Raw genomic sequence first — 23,532 nt, 5'->3', positions numbered from 1 at the left:
CGGCGCCGTAGCTGTCGGTGCGGCGGAGGGAGCAGCCCTGGCCGCCTACCACGAACGCCCGCTGACGACAGGGGTCACGCCCGCGCCCCGCCAGGGCGCGGGGAACTGCGCGACCAGCCAGGGGCGCGGGGAACAGCGCGACCAGCCACGACGCACCCGCACCGAGCCACGGCCGCCTCCGGTCACGCACCCGCACCGAGCCACGGCCGCCCCCGGTCACGCACCGGCCTGACCGAGCCGCAGGTTCCAGCGGCCGGGCCCGCCGGTGACCTCCGTCGCCGCCAGCGGCGGCACGTCCACGCGCCAGAACGCGGCCTCGGCCGCCCCCAGCGCATGCACCACCACGGCCCGGACCACCTCCGGCTCGACCACGGCGACGGTTCTGCCCGCCGTGCGGCCGGTGGTCTCCAGCCACGCGACCACCCGGGCACGGAACTCCCGTACCGATTCGCCCCCGTGGGGCGCGGCCCCAGGCTCGGACAGCCACCGCGCCAGCGCCTGCGGCTCTGCGGCGCCCACCTCCTCCAGCGTCCGCCCCCGCCAGCGCCCCGCGTCCAGGCCCGCCAGGGCGGGCTCCGCGGAGGCGTCCAGGCCCAGCGCGGCCGCGGTCTCACGGCAGCGCACGCTGGGGGAGCTGACCGCGCGCCCGGCGGCGGGCAGGGACAGCGCCACCGCCCCGGGGTTCTCGATCGAGTCACCGTCGTCGAAGCGGGCCCGCCGCAGCGAGGGGGTGATCGCCGGGGCGATGAGGACGACTCGGCAGGTCACGGGGTGGCTCCTCCTCGACGGTTCGCCGGGCCCGGGGCACCGGGCACGCCGGACGACAGTACGCCGCCGGACGGGGTTGTCAGTGGCGGCTGCCAGACTGGGCCGCGTGGACATCGAACGCCGTGAACCGGCCGCACGCTTCGTCGAACTGCACCGGGAGGGCTGCTTCCTGCTGCCCAACGCCTGGGACGCGGGAAGCGCCCGGATCCTGGAGGCGGCCGGCTTCCCGGCCGTGGCCACCACCAGCGCGGGCGTGGCCTTCTCCCTGGGCCGGCCGGACCACGACTACGGCGGTGCCCGCGTCGACCGCGGCACCATGGTGGGCCGGATCGCCGAGATCGCCGCGGAGGCCCGGATCCCGGTGAGCGCCGACCTGGAGGACGGCTTCGGCGAGGCTCCCGAGACCGTGGCCGAGACGATCGCGCTGACCGTCGGCGCCGGGGCCGCGGGCGGCAACATCGAGGACTTCACCGGCGACCGCTCCCGGCCGTTGTACGACCCGGAGCTCTCGGCCGACCGGATCCGCGCCGCACGCCAGGCGGCCGACGCGGCCGGCGAGCCGTTCGTCCTGGTCGGCCGCACCGACGTGCTGCTGACCGGCGGCCCGCTCGCGGAGGCCGTCCGCCGGGCCAACGCCTACCTCGCGGCGGGCGCGGACTGCGCCTTCGTGCCGGGCGCGGCCGACGCGGCGACGATCGGCACCCTGGTGAAGGAGATCGACGGCCCGCTGAACGTGGTGATGGGGCTGACGGGCAGCGCCCTGTCCCTCGCAGACCTGCGCGAGCTGGGCGTGCGCCGGGTCACGGTGGGCGGCAGCATCGCGCGCGCGATGTACGCACGGCTGCTGGGCGCGGCACGCGAACTGGCGGAGCAGGGCACGTTCTCGTACGCCGAGGAGCAGATCTCCCAGACCGACCTGAACGAACTCTTCCGGAGACGCTGACGCCCGTCGGTCACGGCGCCCGCTCAGGGGCGCGGGGCTGTGCCGATAAGGGGCTCCGCCGATTAGGGGCTCCGCCGATAAGGGGCTGTGCCGTGTGGGCGCGACCGGCCCCACCGGCTCGTACCGGTCCTAGATCCCCTGCCATTCCGGTTTGTTGGCGAAGGTGTACCGGAAGTAGTCCGCGTGTTTCAGCTTGGAGGCGGCGGCTTCGTCGATGACCACGGTGGCGTGGCGGTGGAGCTGGAGGGCGGAGGCGGGGCACACCGCGGCGACCGGTCCTTCGACGGTCGCGGCGACCGCGTCGGCCTTGCCCTCGCCGGTCGCGAGGAGTACCAGGTGCCGGGCTTCCAGGATGGTTCCGATGCCCTGGGTGATGACGTGGTGGGGGACCTGTTCGACGTCTGCGTCGAAGAAGCGGGCGTTGTCGATGCGGGTCTGTTCGGTGAGGGTCTTGATCCGGGTCCGGGAGGCCAGTGAGGAGCAGGGTTCGTTGAAGCCGATGTGTCCGTCGGTGCCGATGCCGAGGAGCTGGAGGTCGACGCCGCCGGCCTGGGCGAGTGCGGTGTCGTAGGCGTCGCAGGCGGCCTGGACGTCGGTGGCGGTGCCGTCGGGTCCGAGGAAGGCGTCCATGGCGATGCCGAGGGGTTCCAGCACCTCGCGTCGCAGCACCGAGCGGTAGGACTCGGGGTGCTCGGCGGGCAGGCCCACGTACTCGTCGAGCTGGGCTATCCGGGCCCGGGAGGTGTCCACGGCGCCGGCCCGGACCTTGGCGGTGAGGGCCTGGTAGACGGGCAGCGGGGTCGAGCCGGTGGCCACCCCGAGCAGCGCGTCCGGCCTGCGCCGCAGCAGCCGCGCCATGGCCTCGGCGATCAGCTCGCCACCCGCCGCGGCGTCCGGAACGATGACAACTTCCATGTCAGGCACGTCCGTTCGCGAACACGGCCGCCACCTCGGGGATGCGGGCGATGTAGCCGTCGAGGAGCTGCCGGCCGACGTTGACCGAGTCGACCAGGGGGTGCAGCGCGAACGCCTGGAGCGCGTCGGCGCGGGAGCCGGTCACGGCCGCGCTGACGGTCAGCCGCTCGACCGCCTTGACCTGCTGCATCAGACCGGCCTGGTGGAGGTCGGGCTGGGTGATGGTGAGCGGGTGGACGCCGTTCGCGTCGACGGTGACCGGGACCTCCACGACCGCGTCCTGGGGGAGCGCGGCCACGGTCGTGCCGTTGCGGACGTTGAGGATCATCGTGGCGCGTTCGTTGCGGCTGACCGCGGCCATCACCGCGAGCGCGACCCCGGCGTAGCCCTGGTGCGCGGGGTCGGGCCGGAAGTCCGCGTCGGCCTCGGCCTCGCCCTGGACCGTCCCCTTGGCCTCCGCCATGTAGTTGGCGCTGCGGTTGGCGACGGTGTCCCGCCACAGCCGCACCGCGGAGCCGCCGGCGGCCTCGGTCACCCGCTCGTAGAACTCCCGCTGCTGGCGGGCCAGGAACTCGCCGCGGGTCTGCGGGGCGTCCAGGATGGAGCGGACGGCGTCCCGGTTGAAGTAGTAGTAGTACAGGTACTCGTTGGGGATCAGACCGAGGTCGCGCAGCCACTCCCGGCCGAAGACGACCCCTTCTTCGAGGCCGCCGAGACGTTCGTCGTCGGCGAGCAGGCGGGGCAGCACGTCCTCGCCGTCGTGCAGCACCCGGCGCATCCAGCCGAGGTGGTTGAGGCCGACGTAGTCGAACTGGGCCCGGGACGGGTCGAGTCCGAGCGTCGTGGCGATCCGGCGCCCGAGGCCGGAGGGGGTGTCGCAGATGCCGAGGACACGGTCGCCGAGGACGCTCTGCATCGCCTCGGTGATCATCCCGGCGGGGTTGGTGAAGTTGATGACGTACGCGTTCGGCGCGAGCCTGCGCACGCGGTGCGCGATGTCGAGCATCACGGGGATGGTGCGCAGGCCGTAGGCGAGTCCGCCCGGTCCCGTGGTCTCCTGGCCGAGGACGTTCAGGTCCAGGGCGACCCGCTCGTCGCAGGTCCGGCCGGCGAGCCCGCCCACCCGGATCGCCGCGAACACGAAGTCGCTGCCCTCCAGCGCGTCGTCGAGCGAGGTGCTGACGGTCACCCGGGGCGCGTCGGCACGGCCGTCGGCGAACCGGGCGAGCACCTCGGCCATCGCCTTGAGCCGGGCGGGATCGGTGTCGTAGAGCCAGACGTCGTCGATCCGGGGGCTGCCCTGGTCGTGCAGGAGGGCCTGGTAGACGTACGGCACGCGGAATCCGCCGCCGCCGAGGACGGTCAACTTCATGCGAGTATCACCTTTCCACCCGCCTCGCGGCAGAGCTGGAGCGTGTCGGGATCGGCACCGCCGGTCGTGATCAGGACGTCGATGTCCGACAGCGGGCACACGCGCAGCGAACCGCTGCCCGGGAACTTGGTCTCGGCTGCGACCAGGACGACCTGCGCGGCCGTCTCGATCATGGCCTGCTTCAGCGGCGCCTCGACCGCCATGTTGTCCACCACGTGACCGCTCGGCCGCACCCCCGTACAGCTCAGGAAGAGCAGGTCGGCGCTGACCTGGCGCAGTGCCTGTTCGGTCAGGGAGCCCACCAGGGACTGGTAGTTGCGGCGCAGCACCCCGCCCAGCATCACCAGCCGCACCGCCTCGTCGTGCCGGAGTTCGTCGAGCACGGCGAGGCTGCTGGTGATGACCGTGACCGGGCGTCCACGCAGCCTGCGGGCGATGGCCTGGGGGGTGGTGCCGATGTCGAGGACGACCACGCTGTCGTCCTCGACGAGCTTCACGGCCTCCTCCGCGATGGCCTCCTTCATCGCCTGGTCGCGGGTGGCGACCACGTCGAAGGGGACCTCGGCCTCCTCGGGCTCCTGGGCGGAGCCGTCCAGGACGGCGCGCGGGGACATGGCGGCGCCCCCGTAGGTGCGCACCAGTTCGCCGTTGCGGTCGAGTTCGATCAGGTCCCTGCGGATCGTGGACTCGCTGACCTGGAGCCGCTCGGCGAGCTCGCGCACCGAGGCCACCCCGGTCGTGCGCAGGGATTCCACGATCTTCGCGTGGCGTTTGCGTGAAGTCACTCAATGAACATAGCACCGGATGACTGACTTCAGTCATGACGGCCAGAGAAATCTGCTCGTAACTGACTGACTCTTGTCATTGGGTGATGGCGGTGCTCATAGTTGAGCACTTCATGTGGCGGCACCCGACGGAGGCGGTTTCCGTGCTCGATGTGCTCTTCGCCGGCGAAGTCTTCTGCGACCTCGTATTCGCCGGCATCCCGCACCTGCCCACCACGGGCGGCGAGGTGTACGCGGACCGGTTCGCCGTGGTCCCCGGCGGCACCGCCACCCGAGGTGTGGCCGCCGCCCGGCTGGGGCTGCGCACCGGGCTGTGCGCCGTGCTCGGCACCGACTTCCTCGGCGACCACGTGGTGGCCGAACTCGCCCGTGAGGAGAACCTGGACCTCACCTGGCTCCGCCGCGACCCGGCCGTGCAGACCCCCGTCACGGTCGCCGCGACCAACGAGCACGACCGCACCTTCATCACCTACGAGGAGGCGGGCGCCCGGCGCCCCGACGTGTGGGAGGGCGACCTGCCCGGCGTCCGCTTCGTCCAGCTCACCCTCGGCAAGCCGCTGCCCGGCTGGGTCGCCCGGCTGCGGGACGCGGGCACCCGGGTGGTCGGCGGTGTCGGCTGGGACCCCACCGGCCGCTGGTCGCCCGAGGTGCTCGACCGGCTCGGCGAGGTCGACGTCTTCGTGTGCAACGCGGTGGAGGCCACCGGCTACACCCGCACCGGCACGGTCGAGGAGGCCGTGAAGGTCCTGGACGGCCTGGTCGCCGAGGTCGTGGTGACCGACGGGCCGCGCGGCGCCGTCGCCGTCGCCGGGGACACCGGTGAACTGGTCCGCGTCCCCGCTCCCCGCGTGACCGCCGTCGACCCCACCGGCGCCGGTGACGTCTTCACCGCCGCCCTCGTCACCGGCCTCGGCCACGGCTGGCCGCTGTCCACCCGGCTCCGGTTCGCCGGACTCTGCGCCGCCCTGTCGGTACGCACCCTGGGCGGCGCGGCCGGCGCCCCGCACCGGGCGGCCGTCGCCGCCTTCCTGGCCCGGACCCCCGGCATCCCCGACGACGACGCCGAGCGGATGCGCACGATCCTGCGCTGACCCGCGCGGACGCGTGCGCACCCGCGCCGACGCACCACACCCCTCACCACACCCCTCCCCACACCCTTCACCACACCCCTCACCACCTCCGCAGCACCGGCACGACCAGCACGCCCACCTGCACCAGCAGCAGCACCAGCACCAGGAGGACCACTCCATGACCGAGAGAACCCGAGGCCGTTCCGCCCGGCGCACCGTCGCCGCGGCCGCCCTCGCCACCGGTCTGCTCACCGCCGTCGCGGCCTGCTCGCCCGGCCCCGGCGGCAACGCCTCCGCCGGCGCGACCAGGACCGCGGGTCCGGTGTCCACGGACGTCGCCAAGGCCGGGAAGGTCACTCTCACCGAGTGGGACCAGAACACCGACCCGGGCACCGACGCCTCCACCGAGGCGCTGAACAAGGCGTTCATGGCGAAGTATCCGAACGTCACGATCAAGCGGGTCTCCCGCTCCTTCTCCGACCTCAAGACGACCCTGAAGCTGGCGCTGTCCTCCTCGAACCCGCCGGACGTCGTCCAGGCCAACCAGGGCTACCCCGACATGGGCGCCTTCGTGAAGGCGGGCCTGCTCCAGCCCGTCGACAGCTACGCCAAGGTCTACGGCTGGGACACCGCGTTCCCCTCCCAGCTGCTCGACCTCAACCGCTTCTCCACCGACGGCAAGACCTGGAAGAGCGGCAGCCTGTTCGGCGTCTCCCAGACCGGCGAGATCGTCGGCATCTACTACGACAAGGCCAAGCTCAAGTCCCTCGGCCTGGCCGCCCCCACCACCCTGGCCGGCTTCGAGACCGCCCTCGCCAAGGCCAAGTCGTCCGGCCTCCAGCCCATTTCCTACGGTGACGCGGACAAGAGCCCCGGCATCCACATCTTCGGCGTCGTCCAGGCGGCCACCGCCGGCAAGGCCGAGGTCCGCAAGCTCGTCTTCGACGAGGGCGGCGCCAAGTGGACCGACCCCGGCAGCCTGAAGGCGGCCACCACCCTGCGCGGCTGGGCGGACAAGGGCTACCTCGGCTCCGGCTTCAACGGCGAGAGCAAGGACCAGGCGGTCGCGGACTTCGCCGCCGGCAAGTCGCTCTTCCTGGTCGACGGCACCTGGCAGGCCGCCGTACTCGAACCCAAGATGAAGACGAACGTCGGCTTCACCGCGCTCAGCCCGGCCGCCGGACAGCCCCCGCTCACCCAGGGCGGCGAGGGCCTCGCCTGGGCCATGACCTCCAAGTCCGAGCACCCGGACGTGGCCGCCGCCTACATCGACTTCCTCGTGAACAGCAACGGCATGAAGGTCCTCGCCGACCACGGCAACCTGCCCGCCCTCCCGCAGGCCGACTACCGGCCCGCCGCGGGCACCGTCGACGCCGACATCCTGGCCCAGTGGAAGGCGGTCAGCGAGAAGGACGGCCTGCTGCCCTACCTCGACTACACCACCCCGACCTTCTACGACACCCTCACCGCCGCCGTCCAGGAACTGACCGCGGGGCAGCTCACCCCGCAGGCCTTCGGCGCCCAGCTCCAGTCCGACTACGCCCGGTTCCAGCAGGGCAGCTAAGGCGCACCCCCCTCATGGCTGTCACCGCATCCCGCCCGACGGCACGCAAGCGCCCGGCCGACGCCCCCGGCGGGCGCCCGGCCCGGCGCCGCGGCCGGATCCAGTGGAAGGGCTACCTCTACGCCCTTCCCGCCCTGACCGTCCTCACGGTCTTCCTCCTCGTCCCGCTCGGCCAGCTGGTCCAGATCTCCCTCTTCCACTGGGACGGCGTGTCCGCCTCCACCTGGGCCGGGTTCGCCAACTACACCGAGATCGCCCGCGATCCGCAGCTGCGCGCCGGGTTCCTGCACTCCCTGGTCCTCATCTTCTTCTTCTCCGTGCTGCCGATCGGGCTCGCCCTGCTGCTGGCCGCGATCACCACCCGCGCCTCCCGGCTGCGCGGGGTCTCGGTGTTCCGTGCGCTGATCTTCCTGCCCCAGGTGGTCGCCATGGTCGTCACCGCGACCGCCTGGACGGCGATCTACGCCCCCGACGGCGTCCTGAACACCGCGCTGCGCGCGATCGGCCTCGACGCGGTCGCCCGCCCCTGGCTCGGCGACTTCACCACCGCCCTGCCGTCCGTCGGACTCATCGGCACCTGGCTGGAGATCGGCCTGTGCCTGGTGCTGTTCATCGCCGGCATCGGCCAGATCCCCGGCGAGCTGTACGAGGCGGCCAAGCTCGACGGGGCGGGCGCCGTACGGGAGTTCCTCGCCGTCACGCTGCCCGGACTGCGCGGCCAGATCACCGTGGCCCTCACGCTCACCGTGATCGCCGCCCTGAAGACCTTCGACCTGGTGTACGTCGCCACCCACGGCGGCCCCGGCAACGCCACCAGCCTGCCCGCCTTCGAGGTGTACAACCGGGCCTTCGGCACCGGCCAGGTCGGCTCGGCCTGCGCCATCGCCGTGGTGCTGACCGTGGTGATCCTGCTCATCACCTTCCTGATCACCAAGCTCCAGCCCGAGGAGGACGGGACATGATCTCCGCCCGCGAACGCGCGCTCAACTACGTCGTCCTGACCGTCTTCGCCGCGCTGGCCCTGGTACCGCTGATCGGTGTGGTGGCCTCGGCCCTGACCCCCGCCGCGCAGGCCTCCCCGACCTTCACCTGGCCCCACCACCTCGACCTCGGCAACTTCGCCACCGCCTGGCGGCAGGGCCACTTCGCCGCCTACCTGGGCTCCAGCGTGCTGGTCGCGGTCTCCGTCGTGGTCCTGACGGCCGTCCTCGCCGTCCTGGCCGGCTTCTCCTTCGCCCTCTTCGACTACCCCGGCCGGTCACTGCTCTTCTACGTCACCCTGGTCGGCCTGATGGTGCCGCCCGAGGCGTTCGTCATCCCGCTCTACTTCAACCTGCGCGACGCCGGCCTCACCGACTCCTACTGGGCGCTGATCCTGCCGCAGACCGCGCAGTCCCTCGCCTTCGGCGTCTTCTGGATGCGGAACTTCTTCCGTTCGGTACCGGTCAGCATCATCGAGGCGGCCCGGCTGGACGGCGCGACGGACTGGCGGCTCCTGTGGCGCATCCTCGTCCCCACCAGCCGTCCCGCCCTGCTGACCATGGCGATGCTGGTCTTCATGTGGACGTGGAACGAGTTCCTGCTCCCCCTCGTCATGATCACCGACGAGAACAAGCGCACCGCCCCGCTCGGCCTCGCCTTCTTCCAGAGCGAGCACACCACCCAGTACTCCCTGCTCGCCGCCGCCTCGATCATCGTCGCCCTGCCGGTCGTCGCCCTCTACGTCTTCCTTCAGCGCCACTTCATCTCGGGCATGCTCTCCGGCGCGGTCAAGGCGTGACGGGCAGCGGGCGGACGGTGAGGATCTGCTCGGCCCGGCCCACCGGGCCGTCCACGTCGTGCAGCACCGTGCTGGTGAGGCCCTGACCGGTGGGGCCGAAGGTGACCGTGGTGTCCAGTCCGGTCCACTCGCCGCGCGGCTGCCGGTGCAGGTGGACGGTCAGGTCGACGTTGGGGAACATCCACCGCCCGGGCGGCTGCCGGGCGGCGATGCCGTTGGCGGTGTCGACCAGCGCCAGATACGAGGCGAGCGGGCTCACCTGGACGCCCGCCACCAGGTCCAGCGGCGTGGAGATCCAGGCGGTGGTACGACCGGGGCGGGGCGGGGCCACCGGGCGGACGTCCACGGAGGCGATGTAGCCGCCGGGCCAGACGTCGGACATCCGCCAGGAGGCCAGCGACTCCGGTGCGGCCAGCCGGTCGTCGGGGCCGCCCGCGACCCCGGTGGTGTCGAGGCCGGCCAGCAGCCAGGCACGGGCCCGCACGACCGGCCGGCCCGCGATGCGCACGACCGCCTCGACCAGCTCGATGGTCCGGCCGGGACGGACGGTCTCCACCCTGATCTCGCACTCGTCCAGGGCCGGCCGGCCGAGGATGTCGTAGCTGATCCGCGACAGGACCAGGCCGTCGTCCGGGCCGGCCGCCCGGTGCCGGTCGATGGCGTGGGCGACGAGTCCGCCCAGCGGGCTGAAGTGCTGCTCGTCCGGGTCCCAGGCACCGCCCGCGTGCGCCGTCGGCTTGTAGCGGTGGTCGTCGATGGGCTCGAAGTAGCTGCCCCGGGGCACGGTCGAGAGGGACAACGGTCGTTTCTCCTTGCGTGGCACGGGCTTCGGGCGGCGGCCGGAGCAGCCGTCACGTCGACTGCCCCAGACGCTACCTGCGGCCGAGGCTCCGCACGCGTGAGAATGTGCACAGTGCAGCTAACCGCGTGCCCCCGTGGCGGGCCGGGGCGTCGTGCCCGGGTAGTCGGGCGGGGTCGCCCAGCCGAGCAGGACCCCGGCGACGGTCGCCAGCGGACGCGAGCGGATCTTCACGGCGAGGTCCTCCAGGAGCGGGAAACCGTGTAGTACGCGCCGGTGAGGACGGTCGTGACGACACTGGCCACGGACACCGAGTCGAACCGGACGCCGATGTGCACCAGGAGGGTCAGCACCAGGCCGGCCACGATCGGTACGACGGTGCGCATGAAGCTGGTGAAGAGGTTCATGGGCGGGCCGCTCCGGGTGTCAGGACGCGGGGTCGAGGTGGATGACGACCTTGCGCACGGCGGCCTCGATCGCCGCGGTCACGGAGGCGACGAGCGCGGCGGCGTCGATCGTCTTGTCGAACGCGGCGACGGCGCCGGCGAGCTGGGTGATGGCCGCGCTCTGCGCCGCCTCCGTCGCCTGCACCAGCCGCAGCCGGGCGTTGGTGTCCTTGACGTAGGACTGGAGGGCCCAGAACGGGTTGGTCTTCACGTCCGGGGCGTCCGCGGGGGCCGCGATCACCCCGTCCATGGTCAGCACCGCCTTCGCCGCGGCCGCCGCGACCTTGCTGACGTCCTGCGTCTCCAGCACACCGCCGCCCGCGACGAGCTTCGCGACGACCGCGGCGGCGACCTTGTTGACGTCGTCCGTGGTGAGGGGCATGTCTGTCTCCGTTCCTGCGGCCCACGCGCGCAGCGCGGACTCGCTCAGGTAGCAGATGGATCGGTCCAGGGGAGTGGAGGTGAACTGCCAGAACAGCGGCGCCCGGCCGGACGGGCTGGGCTGCGGACGTGCCTCGGCCCGCGCGTAGGGTGTCGCGCCGGACCAGGGGTAGGCGGGGTACCAGAGCGGCACGGTGGCCGGCGCGTGGCCCGCGGCCAGGTCGCTCGCCGAGGTGTAGACGCCGACCCGCTGACCGGGGAAGGCGGCCTGGACCTGGGCGATCCAGGCGGTGGCGTAGGCACGGATCCCGCCCGCGGTGACGCCGGCGTAGTTCGCGCCGTCGGACCTGCGTTCCAGGTCGAGCCAGTGCACGAACCCGGGTCCGGCGTGCGGTCGTACCGCGGCCGTGTAGTTGGCCGCCTCCGCGGCGACGTCCTGGTTGGGCCACGCGAAGTGGTAGGCGCCGGGGACCAGCCCGGCCCCGATGATGCCGGTGATGTGCTGCGCGAACCGCGCGTCATGGGTGTGCTCGCCCTCGCTGGCCTTGGCGAAGGCGAAGACGACGCCTTCGGCCTCGCGGGCCTTCCAGTCCTGGGCCGGCTGGTAGACGGACAGGTCGATGCCTCGGCAGGTGGCCAACTCGGACCGCCCCCTTTCGTGTGTCGGTCACGTGCTTGACGGATACGGGACGGTCCGGTTCGGGAACATGCCGGTGAAACGGGCTGAGGGTTCCAGCCCCAGCTCCTCGCTGAGCAGCCGCCGGAACGCCTCGTAGTGCCGGAGCGCCTCCGCGACGTTGTGCTCCGCCAGGTGGACGGCGACCAGCGCGCAGTGCGCGCTCTCGCGGAGCGGTTCGATGGCGACGCACCTGAGGGCGGCCTCCAGCGCGAGCGCGTAGCAGCCGCGCCGGGTGAGCCGGGCGCTCAGCGCTTCGAGCGCGTGCAGCCGGAGCTGGCGCAGCCGTTCCCGTTCGAAGAAGATCCACTCCGCGTCCCAGCCCGGCAGCAGCTCGCCGCCCTCCAGGAGGGCCGGCGGGAGCGCCGGGTCCGTGGGGTCGGGCGCGGAGCCGGTGAGGCGGAGGGCGGCCCGGGCGAGGTCGTCGACGTCCACGCGGACGGCGTCCGACAGGTACAGGTGGTCGCCGTCGGCGCAGACCGTGGGCCGCCGTCCCCTGCGCAGTCGCCACAGCGCCGTTCGCAGGCTGCCGTGCGCGTGCTCCTCGGTTACTTCCGGCCACAGGGTTCCGGCGACGACCGAACGGGACGCGCGCTTGTGCAGGCCGAGGTAGGCCAGCAGCCGCTGTTCGTTCGCCGGGACCGCGATGGTCCCGTTCGCGCCCTCCAGGCGGAAGGCGCCGAACAGGCACAGCCGGGTGACCTCGCGTTCCCGCGCGGCCGGGTGCGTTCTCGGTGCTTCGCCGGTCAACTCGCTCCATGCCATGCGCTGTCCCCGTTCCCCCGTGTGCCCCCGTGTCCGGGCCGCCGGCTGAGCGGCCCGTGGGCCCAGAGTGAAAGTCCGGAAGTGGTCTGTCAGGTGTTGTTCCGCTCAGCGAACCGCACCCCGACGACCGCCCTGGCACACCGCACCCCGACGGCCGCTCCGGCACACCGCACCGGACGGCCGCTTCGGTACACCGCAGCGGATGGCCGCTTCGGTACACCGCAGCGGATGGCCGCTTCGGTACACCGCACCGGACGGCCGCTCCGGTACACCGCACCGGATGGCCGCTTCGGTACACCGCAGCGGATGGCCGCCCTGGCCGGGAGCCTGGAGGGGTGGCCCCCGGCCAGGGGGTGTGCCGTCCGGTCGTGGCGTCGGCCTGAGGGGGGACCATCGGCCGTTGCGCGGACCGTGACGGCGTCGGCACGGGGTGGGCGGACGGCGGTTCCGTGAGACGGGTACCGAAGTCGTCCCGGACGCCGGGACCGGCGCCGTGCTCCCCGTGCGCGTTCGGCTCTCCCTGAACCGCCGACCGCTGCCGCCAGCGTGAACCCCGGCCCGCCGGCTGTCGTGCCCCGTTCCGTCCACCGGACCGGAAGAACACCGCCCACGCGGCCGGAGGGCGCGCGGACGGCCCGGCGAGCCGGGGACCGAGGCCCGGACGAGCGTGGCCGCCCGACCGGGACGGCGGGGACCGCCGGTCGGGGGCGCGCGGTCGGTGCTCCGGACGGTCGGGGGCCGCCGGCCGGGAAGGCGTGGTCGTCCGGGGACGGGCCGCGGGCCGGAGGCGGTGATGGGGTTGTGACGGGGCGGTGACGGCCGGACCCGCACAGTCGGCGGCATGCGACAGCACGGATGCAGACGATGACCGCCCGGACCGTCGAGCCGATGGGCGACGCGGGTCTCTGGGCGGCCGTGGGGCCGGACGGCGCCACGCCCTCCACCGAGGTCGCCATGGCCGACGAGACGGTGATCGTCGGCTACGGCCCCGACGGGCGCGGCGCGCGGATCTCCGCGACACCCCTGGCCGACGGGCACCGGCTGCGGCGCGCTCTCGCACCGGTGGACCTGAGCGGATTCACCGAACTGCGGCTGTCCCTCCGGGCCGACCGCCCGGCGGGCTACGGCGGTGCCCCGTTCTTCCTCGAACTGCGGGCCGGGTCGGCGGCGACCCCGGTCGAGGATCCGGCGAACACCTGGCACCGCCTGCTGCCGGTGAAGGCCGCGGGCCGCTGGGACACCGTCCGGCTCGGCCTGGACGACCTGACGCTCACCGGCCCCCTGACCGAGTTGCAGCTGCGCTGCCTCGGCGGAACCGGGTTCACCGCCTACCTCGACGACCTGATCGCGGTCACCCCGCGGCCGTTCGCCGACGCCGACCGTGCCCTCGCCGCCCGCCTGGCCGGCATCGAGGTCGGCGGCGGCGCGGTGCCCGTGACCGTACGCGCGGCCGGCGAACCCGCCCCGGCGGCGCCCGCGCTCGACGTCCTCCAGTTCGACGTGCGCCCCGCGTACGACCGGGTGGTGGACGCCGTCGTGCCGCGCGACTTCACGGCCCTCGGCGCACGCCGGACGGTACCCGGCGACCCGTACGACATCGACTACGCCGTCACCCCGGTCGCCGCCACCCGCGCCGACCAGACCGCACTGCTCGAAGCGGTGCTCGACCGGCTGGCGCCGCTGGACGAGCTGGCCGTCGACGGGGAGCGGCTGCCGACCCGGCTGGTGTGGATCCCCGGCCCGAACCGGATCGGCGGCTTCCTCACCGACGTCCCCGCCCTCACCTACCGGGTGAGCGTCCGGCGCACCCCGCCGCCCGTACCGCCGGTCCGTCAGGTCGACGGCCTGGTCGTCACCGCAGACCTCCTGGAGATCGCATGACCACGACCCTCGCCAACACCCGCGGCCGGCCCGTCGAACTGCACCTGAGCTCCGGGGTGGTGGTCGTCGGACCCTTCGGCCACGTGCCCTGCGACCCGGCGGACCTCGCGCTCGCCCAGGTCCGGGTGCTCTGCCGCACCGGCGTCCTGGTCGCGCAACCCGCGCAACCCGCGCCCACCGCGCAGCCCGCGTCCACCGTGCAGCCCGCGCCCACCGCGCAGCCCGCGCCCACCGCGCAGCCCGCGCCCACCACGTCCGACAAGCCGGCCCGCCGCTCCCGCGGACGCGGCTGAACGCCCCAGAGTCAGGAAGGAGAGCCCCGCTATGGCCTTCAACATCGGCGTCAACGTCGTCGAGACCGACGGCACCGAGGCACCCACGGTCACCGGTGCCGCCGTCTCGGTCGGCGCGTTCAACGTGCTGACCCAGCGCGGAGTGCCCGACACCCCGGTACGCGTGACCAGTTTCGTGCAGTTCGTCGACCGGTTCGGCAGCTACTTCGCGGGCGGGCTGGGCGCCTACCTGGTGAAGGGGTTCTTCGACAACGGCGGCCAGACGGCGTACGTGAACCGGGTGGTCGACCCGACGATCGCCGCCTCCGACGCGGTCGCGAGCCGGACCCTGCCCGACACCGGCGGCACCAGCCCCACCCTGCGCGTCGAGGCCGGCTTCCGCGGCCAGGCCGACCCCGGCACCTGGGGCCGCGGCCTGTTCGTGCGGACGGCGCTCAGCTCCTCGGCGTCCAGCCGGCTGCGGGAGTCGGCCCCGGCCACCGTCACCGGCGCCGCGACCGCCGCCACCGTCAACATGTCCGCGCCGCCCACGCTGTCGGTCAAGGTGGACGGAGCCGCCACGGCGACCGTGGTGACCTTCCTCGGCACCGACTTCGCCAACCCGGCCGCCGCAACCCGGCAGGAGATCCGGGACGCGATCAACCGGCAGACCCACCTGATGGTCGCCTCCGTCAGCGGCAGCGCGCTCGTGCTCACCTCGACCGGCGAGCGGGCCGCCGTCTCCGGCGGCTGGTCCGGACTCCAGGTCACCGCCGACGCCACGGCGCTCGGGTTCACCGCCATGTCCAACCCGGTGCAGGGCACCCCGGTCGCGCTGACCGCCGGCGGCACCCGGCTGGCCAGGCCGGACGGTTTCGAGGCGGGCGACGCGCTCACCGTCACCGACGCCACCACCACCGTCCGGGTCCGGCTGCTCTCCGTCGACCCGGCGAGCGGCGCCGTCACCTGGGCGCCCGACCTGCCCAACCCCGCGGCCTTCACCGACCTGCGCGCGGTCACCGTCGCCAACGCCGAGTTCGACCTGACCGTCGCCCAGGGCACCGGCGACGCCGACCACGCCGTGGAGACCTTCCCGGCCCTGTCGATGGAGCCAGGCGCCGCCAACTACGCGCCCACCGTGCTCAACAACCCGCTCTCCGGATCGCGTTTCGTACGCCTGGTCGACCTCGGCACCCCGAGCCCGGGCACCGACCGGCCCGCCCCGACCGGCGGCTTCCTGGCCCTCCAGGGCGGCGCCGACGGCACGCCCACCGCCACCCACTTCAGCGGCGACCCCGCGGCCCGCACCGGGTTCTTCGCCTTCGACCCGTTCGACGTCCAGCTGGTGTGCTGCGAGCGCACCGACACGGCCATCGCCCAGGCGGGCCTCGCCTACTGCGCCGGCCGGGGCGACGCCGTGTACGTCGGTGCCGTACCGGAGGGCTTCGTGGCCGCCGGGCAGGCCGTCGCCTACGGGCAGGCGCTCCAGACGAAGAAGGCGTACGGCGCGCTCTACGGACCGTGGATCGTCGTACCCGACCCGATCGGCACCGGGACCAGCCCGCAGATCACCCTCCCGCCGGTCGGACACGTGCTCGGCGTGTACGCGCGGATCGAGGCGACCCGCGGCATCTGGAAGGCGCCCGCCGGCGACGAGGCCAACCTGCTCGGCGTGCTGGACGTGGAGACCCGGCTCTCCGACGCCGACCACACCGAGCTCGTGGTCGACGGCGGTGTCAACGGCATCCGGCCGGTGCCCCGGTCCGGGATCGTCGTGGACGCCTCCCGCACCCTCAGCTCCGACCCCCGCTGGCGCTACGTCAACGTGCGGCTGCTGTTCAACTTCGTGGAGAGCAGCCTGCGCACCGCGCTGCGCTGGGCGCGGCAGGAGCCCAACCGGGAGGCGCTGTGGAGCGCCGTCAAGTTCGGCACCGTCACCCCGTTCCTGATGGGGCTGCACCGGCTGGGCGCGTTCGGCACCGGCACCCCCGAGCAGACCTTCACGGTCACCGTGGACGCCACCAACAACCCGCCGGACCAGGTGCAGCAGGGCCTGCTCCAGGTCCGGGTGCTGTTCTACCCGTCCCGGCCCGCCGAGACGATCGTGATCACCGTCGGCCAGCAGGCGGGCGGCGCCACCACCACCGAGGCCTGAACCCACCGCGGGGCCCATCCATGGCAGGCACGGAACGTACGGAAAGCGAGGAGCGGTCATGCCCAGGGTCAACGACTTCGACGAGGGTTACCGGGCCAACGAGTTCGTCCTCGTCATCGAGGGCGTGGAGAGCCCCAGCGTGAGCAAGGTGTCCGGGCTCAGCGAGGGCGAGCTGGACACCATCGAGCAACCGGACGGCGGCAGTGGCCACGTGTACAAACTGGCCGCCGCGAAGATGAAGTTCGAGCCGCTGACCATCGAGCGGCGGGTCGACGGCAGCGCCGACGACAAGCGGTTCCTGGACTGGTTCCAGCAGACGTTCCGCCTCAACGCACCCCGGCAGGGCGGCTCGTCGGTACGGAAGAACGGCATGATCATCAAGCGTCACTTCGGCGATGTCGTCCTCCAGTTCGCCTTCTACGGCGCCTGGGTCAAGTCGTCCAAGTTCACCGACCTCGAAGCCGGGTCGACCAACCTCTTCCTCCAGACCATCGTGCTGGAGCACGAGGGCCTGGAACGCGTCTCCTAGGAGCCCGCCCATGACCCTCACCGACACCCTCACCGACCACCTCCCCGGCCCGGACGCCGGCCGCCCGGGCGGCCGCGAACTCGACGTCACGCTGCCGATCGGCTACGTCGACCAGGACGGACAGACCCACCGCCAGGTCACGCTGCGCAAGATGACCGGCCGCGAGGAGGCACTGCTCGCCGACCCGGCCAACCAGCGCAACGGCGGCCGGCTGGTCACCGCCCTGCTGCACAGCTGCGTCGTCCGGCTCGGCGAGCTGGAGCGGGTACGGCGCTCGGACGTCGACGCCATGTACTCGCTGGACCGCAACTTCCTGCTGATCCGGCTGCGCAGCTTCACCTTCGGACCCGAGCTGCGGGCCGCCTACACCTGCCCGTCCTGCGGGGACCGTTTCGAGCAGACCGAGGACCTGGACACGCTCCCGGTCCGCCCGCTCGCCGACGGGGAACCGCCGCAGGACGTGGTGGTCGAACTCCTCGACGGCTACGTCGACCGGGACGGTTCGGTGCACACCGCGATGACCCTGCGGCTCGCCCGCGGCGACGACGAGGTGGCGGCGGCGCCGCAGCTGCGCAAGAACGCCTCGCTGGGCAAGAACGCGCTGCTCGCGCGCTGCCTGAAGTCGCTCGGCGACCTGCCCCAGCACCGGCTTGAGGCGCTCGGGCCGAAGATCCTGGCCGATCTCACCCTGAGCGACCGGCGACTGATCGACCGCGCCTTCAACGACGGCGCGCCGGGCGTCGACCTGATCCGCGAACTGGACTGCGCGGCCTGCGGGCACGAGATGCGGGCCACCTTGGACATGACGAATTTTTTAGTCCTGGAGTGAGCCTCGACCAGCTCCGCCGAGAGGTGTTCTTCCTCGGCTACCACCTGCACTGGCCGCACGGCGAGCTGATGGACATGGCCGCCGGGGACCGACGCGCCTTCGTGGACCTGCTGGTCGAGCAGATCCAACGGGAGAACGCCCAGGTGGAGGCGGCCCGCGACCGCAACTGACCGACCGCAGCCGACCGACCGCGCCCGACGAACCGACGCTGCCCGACAAACCGACCGCGCCCGACGAACCGACGCTGCCCGACGAACCGACCGTGCCCGACGAACCGAAGGGAGTGGACCGGACCATGCCGGTGATCATGCTGTTGCGCGGGCTGACCGCGTCGCTGCGCGCCACGGTCCGCACCCTGACGCCCTGGCTGGAGATCGTCGAGCACGAGTCGGTGCTCGTCGAGCGGGCGAGGGCCGCGTTCCTGGTGCACTGGTGGGGGTCCGGGACCCCGGTCACCCGGCTCAACCTGAGCGGGTACATCGTCAACCTCCGCGAACTCCAGGACCGGTTCGCGGCCGTGCAGGGCTCGGTGCCGGTCAGCCCGGGCGGCCCGAACGCCGTCGGCTCACTGCTCGGGCTGGCCGGGATGATCGCCGGGATGGCGCTCGACCCGCTGTACGCCATGGCCGGCATCCATCTGCTGTCGAGGTTCGCCGGGGACACCTGGACGACACTGGGCCTCGCGGTGCTGTGGTGGCTGACGCCGTTCCTGCTCGCCGTCGGCGCGGTGGCCGCGCCGCTCGGCACCGCCGTCCTGGTCGGGGGCGGACTGGCCGCCGCGGGCTTCGGCTACGGCCTGCTCGTGGCGCTCGGCGACCGCCGCGAGGTGCGCGCCGCCCACGACCTGTTCGGTTCCCTGACCCGGCTGTTCATCGCCGCCGGGGACCTGGTCGGCCAGGTGCTCGGGGACCGGATGCGCAACCCGCTCACCGCCGGCCTCGTCATCGCGGGGAGGAGCCTCGGGCGGCTGCTCGGCCAGGTGCTGGGGGCCACGGCCTTCCTGGTCGTGCGGGTGGGCCCGGCGCTCGGCCCGGTGGCCGCGCTGCTCACCGGCCTCGCCTCGCTCGCCGGCGCGCTGGCCGGCGCGATCGGCGAGGTGGCCGGGAGCACGGCGACCCGGGCGAAGGACTCGCTCGCCGTGGGCCCCCTCCTCGCCCGGGTGACCGCCGCCCTGCGCGGCGTGCTGACCGTGACGGGCGCTGCCTTCGGCGGGCTGTTCGAGATCGTGACCGGCGTGCTGACGGCGCTGGCCGCCACCCCCGGGGCGACCCCGCTCCTCGGCGGACTCGGCCCCTTCGTGCGGGCGTTGATCACCGGGCACCCCACCGTCCGGGTCGGCACCGCGCTCCGCGCCGAGCTGGAGGTCTTCACCGCCGCCCTGGCCGCCGTACCCCCGAAGCCGAAACCGAAGGAGACCGACGACGCGTCGTCGGGACCGGGGCGGCTCGCCCCGCTGCTCGCCGTGGTGCCGGATCTGCCGGACGTCTCCTTCCCGAAGCCTCCGCGACTGCCCGTGGTGAAGGTGGCACCACCCGTGCCCGTCGTGGAACCGCTGTCCGTGCCGCGTCTCCCGGCCGTCCGGGTGCCCGCCCTGACGCTGCCGGAGCTGCCCGAGCCCCCCGGTTTCCTGAGCACGCCGGTCGACCTCACGCCGCTGAAGGCGATCGTGGACCACCTGCTGCCGGCCGCGATGCGGGGGCCCGTGCAGGAGAAGCTGGACCGGCTGCTCGCGGACTTCCCGGTCGCCGAACTCCCCGGCAGCGAGGTGCTCCGGCCCGTCGTGCACACCCTGCGGCTGCGGGTGCCCGGTGCCGATCCGGACGAGCTGCGGCGCTTCCAGGACGGGCTCCTGGCCCGGCTGCGCAGCCGGCCCTACCTGACCGGAACGGGCGGGTGAGGACGATGCCGATCGACTTCGCGGCCGTGGCCGCCCGGTTCGCCGGGGTCTTCGCCGCCCAGGAGCACGCCATGCGCGTGGCCCGCCGGGCCGTACGGCCGGTGCTGGAACGCCGGTTGCTGGCCGGCCGGCAGACCGACCGGGCCACCGAGCGCTTCCCGGTCCTGCTGTTCCTCGACGGCGCGGTGACCCTGCGAGTCGTACCGTCGCAGCACCGCGCGCTCGAACGGACCACGCCGGTGCCGAGCCTGGCCGACGCGGGGCTCGCGTTCCTCACCGGCCTGACCCGGCCGCGCCCGCTGGAGGCGGCGAACGCGCTCCCCGGGCTGCTGAGACAACTCCTCGCGGTCGCCGCCGCGGTGGACGCCTCGGCCTCCGGAGCGGCGCCACGGCCGGCCGTGTTCGACAGCTCGGACCTCGTCGGGGTCGCGGTACTCGCGTTCCGGGCCCTGACCGAGGCGTCCGCGAAAGGCGGTGACCTGGAACGGCTCACCGCCCAGCTACGAGCGGTACTGCCCGTACCCGTACCCGTACCCGTGCCGCAGCCCACGCCCCCGGCGGCGGCCGCCCCCGCGACGGCCGCGGCTCCCGCCGAGGCACTGGACGGCGTCGCGGCGGGCATCGCCGCCGGGATCGCGGTCGTCGTGCTGCTGCCGCGGGTGGCCTCTTCGCTGCTCGGCGCCCTGGGACCGGCCGTCCGGGACGCCGTCCAGCAGGCCGTGCGGACCGTACTCGACCTGAGGCGCGACGCGCTGGACACCGCGTTCGCCCACTTCGCCGCCCTCATCGGGACGGCGACCCGGGCGGCCCACTCGATCGCCGGACTGCTCGGCTCGCACCTCGACTTCACCATCCGCTTCTGGACGGCCTTCGGTACCGCGCTCGCCGCCGGGCTCCACGACTTCGCCGGCGCGCTCGGTGAGTCGCTGCGGGGCGTGGTCCGGTTCCTCAAGGTCCTGGTGATCGCCGTCAGCAACGTGATCGACTTCAACCTGCTCCATCTGATCCCGTGGGTCGGCGACGCGGCCGTGCTGGACCGGATCCCCCTCTCGGTCGGCAGCCTCCTCGACGAGCCCGGCACCGCCACCAACCGGGCGCTGTACGGGTCCCTGTCGAACGTCCTGGACGGGATCACCAAGCGGGTGCGCCGCAGCCCCCTGGTGCTCTCGCCGTACGTGCGCCGGCAACTCCGGCGCGCCCGGCGGCTCCTGGACGCCCTGTTCGACTCGCACGGCGCCGGGCACGTGCTGCTGCCCGACTTCCCCGAGGGCGCGCCCCTCGCCGCCCGGCCGGGGTTCCCGCGCCTGGTCGCCCCGGAGCTCGGCCCGGCCCTGACGGGGGCGGTCGGAGCGCTGGGCACCGGCTTCCGGACCGCGGTCCGCGGAGCGCTCACCGCCACCGCCGCCGGCCTGGGCGAACTGGCCGACGGGAGCATCGCCGCACAGCGCGGCGCGACCCGGCTGCCCGGCCTGGACGGGATCGGCGAGCGGTCGGCGGAACTCGCCGACCGGGTGTTCGGCGAGGAGAGCCGCAGGCAGCGGGCAGCGCGGCCGGCGGGCGGGATCGCGCGTGCCTTCGAGTCGTGGCTCGCGAACGGCGGGTTCACGGTGGTGGGCGCCGTCATCGACGGGTACGTCGCCGGGCTGGTCGACCGGGCCCGGGAACCACTGCCCGCCACCGGGCACCTGCCCACCTCCCCGCGGATCCTGCGCCGGGCGGCCCTCGGGCGGGTCGTCATGCCCCGGCTGACCCTGCGCGTCGGCTCCGGCGCGGACCTCGACGACGACCTCGCCGACGCGGTGGCCACCGCGTTCGCCGGGGCCGTCCAGGACGCCTACCGCACCGGCGAGCGGCGGCTGCGGGTGCTCACCGAGGGGGTGCGGGTCTGACATGGACGAGACCGGGGAACTGATCACCCAGCTCGGACTGCTGCTCACCCAGACCAGGTTCGGCCGTCGCGCCCTGGAGGACATCGAGCGCGCCACGTCCACGTACGGCACCTTCGCGTTCACGTCCGTCATCACCGCCGGCCCGCACTTCGGCGCACCGCCCCTGTTCGAGGGCGCCCTGAAGGTGTACGTCGTCAACATCGACGACCTGGCGCCCGGCGGCGGGTTCGGCGACTTCCTGTCCGGACTCCTCGGCGGTCTCGGCGGGTTCGTCGGCAACCTGGTCGGCGGGGTCGCGGGCGGCGCCGTCTCACAGTTCAAGCTGGTCTGGTCGTTCCACGACATCGCGGCGATCGCCGAGCACGTCGAACACATCCTCACCCTGATCGGCGGCCCGTCCGGTACCGCCACGGCCGCCTCCGGTGCCGGGACGGTCCCCCCGGGTCCCGGCACCGGCCTCGTCGCCCGGCTCGACGGCATCAGGAGCGCCGTCGACTCGCTCACCGCGCTGTTCCGGGCCGGCGGCAGCGCGCCCGCCGGCGGTCCGGCCGTCGCGGCGCGGCCGCTGACCGACCAGCTGGGCAGCGCCACCGCGCTGCTGACCGCTGTCGCCAAGGTGGTGGACGGCCTCGTCATCGCGCTGCCCGTCGCGGTCGGCTCGCTCGCGCTGCTGGTCGACGGGCTCGGCGACATCCGGTTCCAGCTCGCCGAGAGCCTCCGTTTCGGGCTGCGGGTCGCCCTGCTGCTGCGCGGCTCGCTGCTGGTGCTCGCCCTGGACACGGTGGCCGTCGTGGCCCGGGTCGGCGCCACCGTGGTGGGAGTCCTCGCGGGCACCGTGGACGGGATCATCGGCGGGGTCTTCACCGGCGTCCAGCAGGCGCTTCTCGCGGTGCTGCGGATCGGCGCGACGCTCGGGGACGCCGTCCGAGCCACCGTCGACGGCCTGCTCGACTGGCTGATCCCGACCGTCGGCACGGTCCTGCGCGACTTCGGCGAGCGACGGGTGTTCCGGGTGATCACGCACCTGGTGCGGATCCTGCCCGCGGTGCTGCCACTGGTCTTCGAGCTGAAGACCGACACCCAGCTGACCGCACGGCAACAGGGCGCGCTCGACGACGCGGCCAAGCTCGGCCTGCCGGCCAGCGTCCTCGGCGGCAACGCCCCGGTGGCCGTCCGGCCCGCCGTGCCGAACCCCGTCGCGCCCTTCACCGACCCGGCCTTCGTCACGAGCCTGACCGAGGCGCTCGGCGGGCTGCGGACGCTGGGCACGGACGCGGCCGGCCTGCTGGGCGGCGCCGCGTCGGACGGGCTGCGCACCCTCGGGTCCACCATGGAGGCCGCCGCGCTGGCCGAGTCCAGGCGGTCCGACGCACGGCTCGGCAGCGCCCTGGACGACGTCAACGCGCAGTCGGCACGGCTGGCCGACCGGCTCGTGGTCGGCGAGGCCGTGACCCCGAAGACCGGTCTGACGGCGGTCGCCGACGCCTACGAGACCTGGCTGACCAAGGGCGGACTCGACGGCCTGCTGGCCACCATCACCGGCCACTTCACCGGCCCGGCGGGCCGTGACGGAATCCCGCGGAGCGCCGTCGAGTCGGCGGACCGCACCCGGGCCGTCATCCAGATCGACGAGGTGGTCGTCGACGTGGCGAGCGCCGCGCCCGGACCCGTCGCGACCGCGCCCGTCGCCCTGACCACCGCCGAACCCGCCCGCCCCGCCCACCCGTCGGACGACATCGACCGGCACGCCCGGATGTGGTTCGACTACGACCAGCGCGGCGGCGGCAGCCGGCTGCCCCGTCCGCTCTAGGAGTCG

At 73.5% G+C, this 23,532-nt stretch carries 22 protein-coding genes; 14 read left to right on the top strand and 8 right to left on the bottom strand.

Annotation, left to right across the window (positions count from 1 at the left end; translation table 11 throughout):
• Positions 1-216 precede the first annotated feature (216 nt).
• Positions 217-768 carry a histidine phosphatase family protein gene (locus AAW13_RS12070; protein ID WP_046733757.1) on the bottom strand — a complete coding sequence of 184 codons (552 nt, stop codon included), beginning with the start codon at positions 766-768 and terminating at the stop codon, positions 217-219.
• A gap of 106 nt (positions 769-874) precedes the next feature.
• Between AAW13_RS12070 and AAW13_RS12065 the strand changes: the two genes are divergently transcribed.
• Complete coding sequence (locus AAW13_RS12065) at positions 875-1,711, top strand: isocitrate lyase/PEP mutase family protein (protein ID WP_107483304.1); 837 nt, start codon at positions 875-877, stop codon at positions 1,709-1,711.
• 129 nt (positions 1,712-1,840) lie between these two features.
• On the opposite strand, the gene nagB is transcribed toward AAW13_RS12065, so the two are convergent.
• From nagB to AAW13_RS12050, 3 genes are read right to left on the bottom strand one after another with little or no spacing between them, the layout of a single operon-like run.
• On the bottom strand, positions 1,841-2,626 hold the full coding sequence (gene nagB / locus AAW13_RS12060) for a glucosamine-6-phosphate deaminase (protein ID WP_046733758.1): 786 nt from the start codon (positions 2,624-2,626) through the stop codon (positions 1,841-1,843).
• A 1-nt stretch (position 2,627) separates the two neighbouring features.
• Positions 2,628-3,998, bottom strand: coding sequence for a 6-phospho-beta-glucosidase (locus tag AAW13_RS12055; RefSeq protein WP_046733759.1), 1,371 nt, complete (start codon positions 3,996-3,998; stop codon positions 2,628-2,630).
• Positions 3,995-4,783: a DeoR/GlpR family DNA-binding transcription regulator gene (locus AAW13_RS12050; RefSeq protein WP_046733760.1), complete on the bottom strand. Its 789-nt coding sequence runs from the start codon at positions 4,781-4,783 to the stop codon at positions 3,995-3,997. The genes AAW13_RS12055 and AAW13_RS12050 overlap by 4 nt, the downstream gene beginning before the upstream one ends.
• A 143-nt stretch (positions 4,784-4,926) precedes the next feature.
• Here AAW13_RS12050 and AAW13_RS12045 point away from each other — a divergent pair, with 143 nt between their 5' ends.
• From AAW13_RS12045 to AAW13_RS12030, 4 genes are all read left to right on the top strand, one after another.
• The gene (locus tag AAW13_RS12045) at positions 4,927-5,874 is read left to right on the top strand and encodes a carbohydrate kinase family protein (protein WP_052768738.1); all 948 of its coding nucleotides are present in this window, start codon (positions 4,927-4,929) and stop codon (positions 5,872-5,874) included.
• A 157-nt stretch (positions 5,875-6,031) separates the two neighbouring features.
• Positions 6,032-7,417, top strand: a complete 1,386-nt coding sequence (locus tag AAW13_RS12040; RefSeq protein WP_046733762.1) for an extracellular solute-binding protein — start codon at positions 6,032-6,034, stop codon at positions 7,415-7,417.
• A gap of 14 nt (positions 7,418-7,431) precedes the next feature.
• The gene (locus AAW13_RS12035) at positions 7,432-8,379 is read left to right on the top strand and encodes a carbohydrate ABC transporter permease (RefSeq protein WP_079178783.1); all 948 of its coding nucleotides are present in this window, start codon (positions 7,432-7,434) and stop codon (positions 8,377-8,379) included.
• Positions 8,376-9,197, top strand: coding sequence for a carbohydrate ABC transporter permease (locus tag AAW13_RS12030; RefSeq protein ID WP_046733763.1), 822 nt, complete (start codon positions 8,376-8,378; stop codon positions 9,195-9,197). Before AAW13_RS12035 ends, AAW13_RS12030 begins: the two co-directional genes overlap by 4 nt.
• On the opposite strand, the gene AAW13_RS12025 is transcribed toward AAW13_RS12030, so the two are convergent.
• From AAW13_RS12025 to AAW13_RS12015, 4 genes are all read right to left on the bottom strand, one after another.
• Entirely contained in the window at positions 9,187-9,996 is an 810-nt protein-coding gene (locus AAW13_RS12025; protein ID WP_046733764.1) for a thioesterase family protein, read from the bottom strand. The two genes, AAW13_RS12030 and AAW13_RS12025, sit on opposite strands and share 11 nt — an antisense overlap.
• A gap of 230 nt (positions 9,997-10,226) precedes the next feature.
• Positions 10,227-10,403: a hypothetical protein gene (locus AAW13_RS45885; RefSeq protein ID WP_167391705.1), complete on the bottom strand. Its 177-nt coding sequence runs from the start codon at positions 10,401-10,403 to the stop codon at positions 10,227-10,229.
• A gap of 19 nt (positions 10,404-10,422) precedes the next feature.
• Positions 10,423-11,463 (bottom strand): glycoside hydrolase family 25 protein, encoded by a 1,041-nt coding sequence (locus AAW13_RS46375; RefSeq protein ID WP_206306197.1) that lies wholly within the window; start codon positions 11,461-11,463, stop codon positions 10,423-10,425.
• Positions 11,464-11,490: 27 nt separating this feature from the next.
• Complete coding sequence (locus tag AAW13_RS12015) at positions 11,491-12,264, bottom strand: AfsR/SARP family transcriptional regulator (RefSeq protein ID WP_052768739.1); 774 nt, start codon at positions 12,262-12,264, stop codon at positions 11,491-11,493.
• Positions 12,265-13,128: 864 nt separating this feature from the next.
• Here AAW13_RS12015 and AAW13_RS12010 point away from each other — a divergent pair.
• From AAW13_RS12010 to AAW13_RS11975, 9 genes are all read left to right on the top strand, one after another.
• Positions 13,129-14,145, top strand: coding sequence for a hypothetical protein (locus AAW13_RS12010; protein ID WP_143144997.1), 1,017 nt, complete (start codon positions 13,129-13,131; stop codon positions 14,143-14,145).
• Positions 14,142-14,438, top strand: a complete 297-nt coding sequence (locus AAW13_RS45880; RefSeq protein ID WP_046733766.1) for a hypothetical protein — start codon at positions 14,142-14,144, stop codon at positions 14,436-14,438. The genes AAW13_RS12010 and AAW13_RS45880 overlap by 4 nt, the downstream gene beginning before the upstream one ends.
• A 31-nt stretch (positions 14,439-14,469) precedes the next feature.
• Positions 14,470-16,572: a phage tail sheath family protein gene (locus AAW13_RS12000; protein WP_046733767.1), complete on the top strand. Its 2,103-nt coding sequence runs from the start codon at positions 14,470-14,472 to the stop codon at positions 16,570-16,572.
• A 58-nt stretch (positions 16,573-16,630) separates the two neighbouring features.
• Complete coding sequence (locus tag AAW13_RS11995; protein ID WP_046733768.1) at positions 16,631-17,101, top strand: phage tail protein; 471 nt, start codon at positions 16,631-16,633, stop codon at positions 17,099-17,101.
• Positions 17,102-17,111: 10 nt separating this feature from the next.
• Entirely contained in the window at positions 17,112-17,930 is an 819-nt protein-coding gene (locus tag AAW13_RS11990; RefSeq protein ID WP_046733769.1) for a T4 family baseplate hub assembly chaperone, read from the top strand.
• Positions 17,927-18,100: a hypothetical protein gene (locus tag AAW13_RS45875; protein ID WP_167391703.1), complete on the top strand. Its 174-nt coding sequence runs from the start codon at positions 17,927-17,929 to the stop codon at positions 18,098-18,100. The genes AAW13_RS11990 and AAW13_RS45875 overlap by 4 nt, the downstream gene beginning before the upstream one ends.
• 92 nt (positions 18,101-18,192) lie before the next feature.
• The gene (locus tag AAW13_RS11985) at positions 18,193-19,827 is read left to right on the top strand and encodes a hypothetical protein (RefSeq protein ID WP_046733770.1); all 1,635 of its coding nucleotides are present in this window, start codon (positions 18,193-18,195) and stop codon (positions 19,825-19,827) included.
• Positions 19,828-19,832: 5 nt separating this feature from the next.
• Complete coding sequence (locus tag AAW13_RS44805) at positions 19,833-21,716, top strand: hypothetical protein (protein WP_143144996.1); 1,884 nt, start codon at positions 19,833-19,835, stop codon at positions 21,714-21,716.
• A 1-nt stretch (position 21,717) separates the two neighbouring features.
• On the top strand, positions 21,718-23,526 hold the full coding sequence (locus AAW13_RS11975) for a hypothetical protein (protein WP_046733772.1): 1,809 nt from the start codon (positions 21,718-21,720) through the stop codon (positions 23,524-23,526).
• Positions 23,527-23,532 lie beyond the last annotated feature (6 nt).

Origin of the sequence: Streptomyces humi, from assembly GCF_001005085.2 — a bacterium.
Lineage (GTDB): Bacteria > Actinomycetota > Actinomycetes > Streptomycetales > Streptomycetaceae > Streptomyces > Streptomyces humi.
The sequence above is the reverse complement of the archived record's forward strand: the minus strand, read 5'-3'. Positions and strand labels throughout refer to the sequence as shown.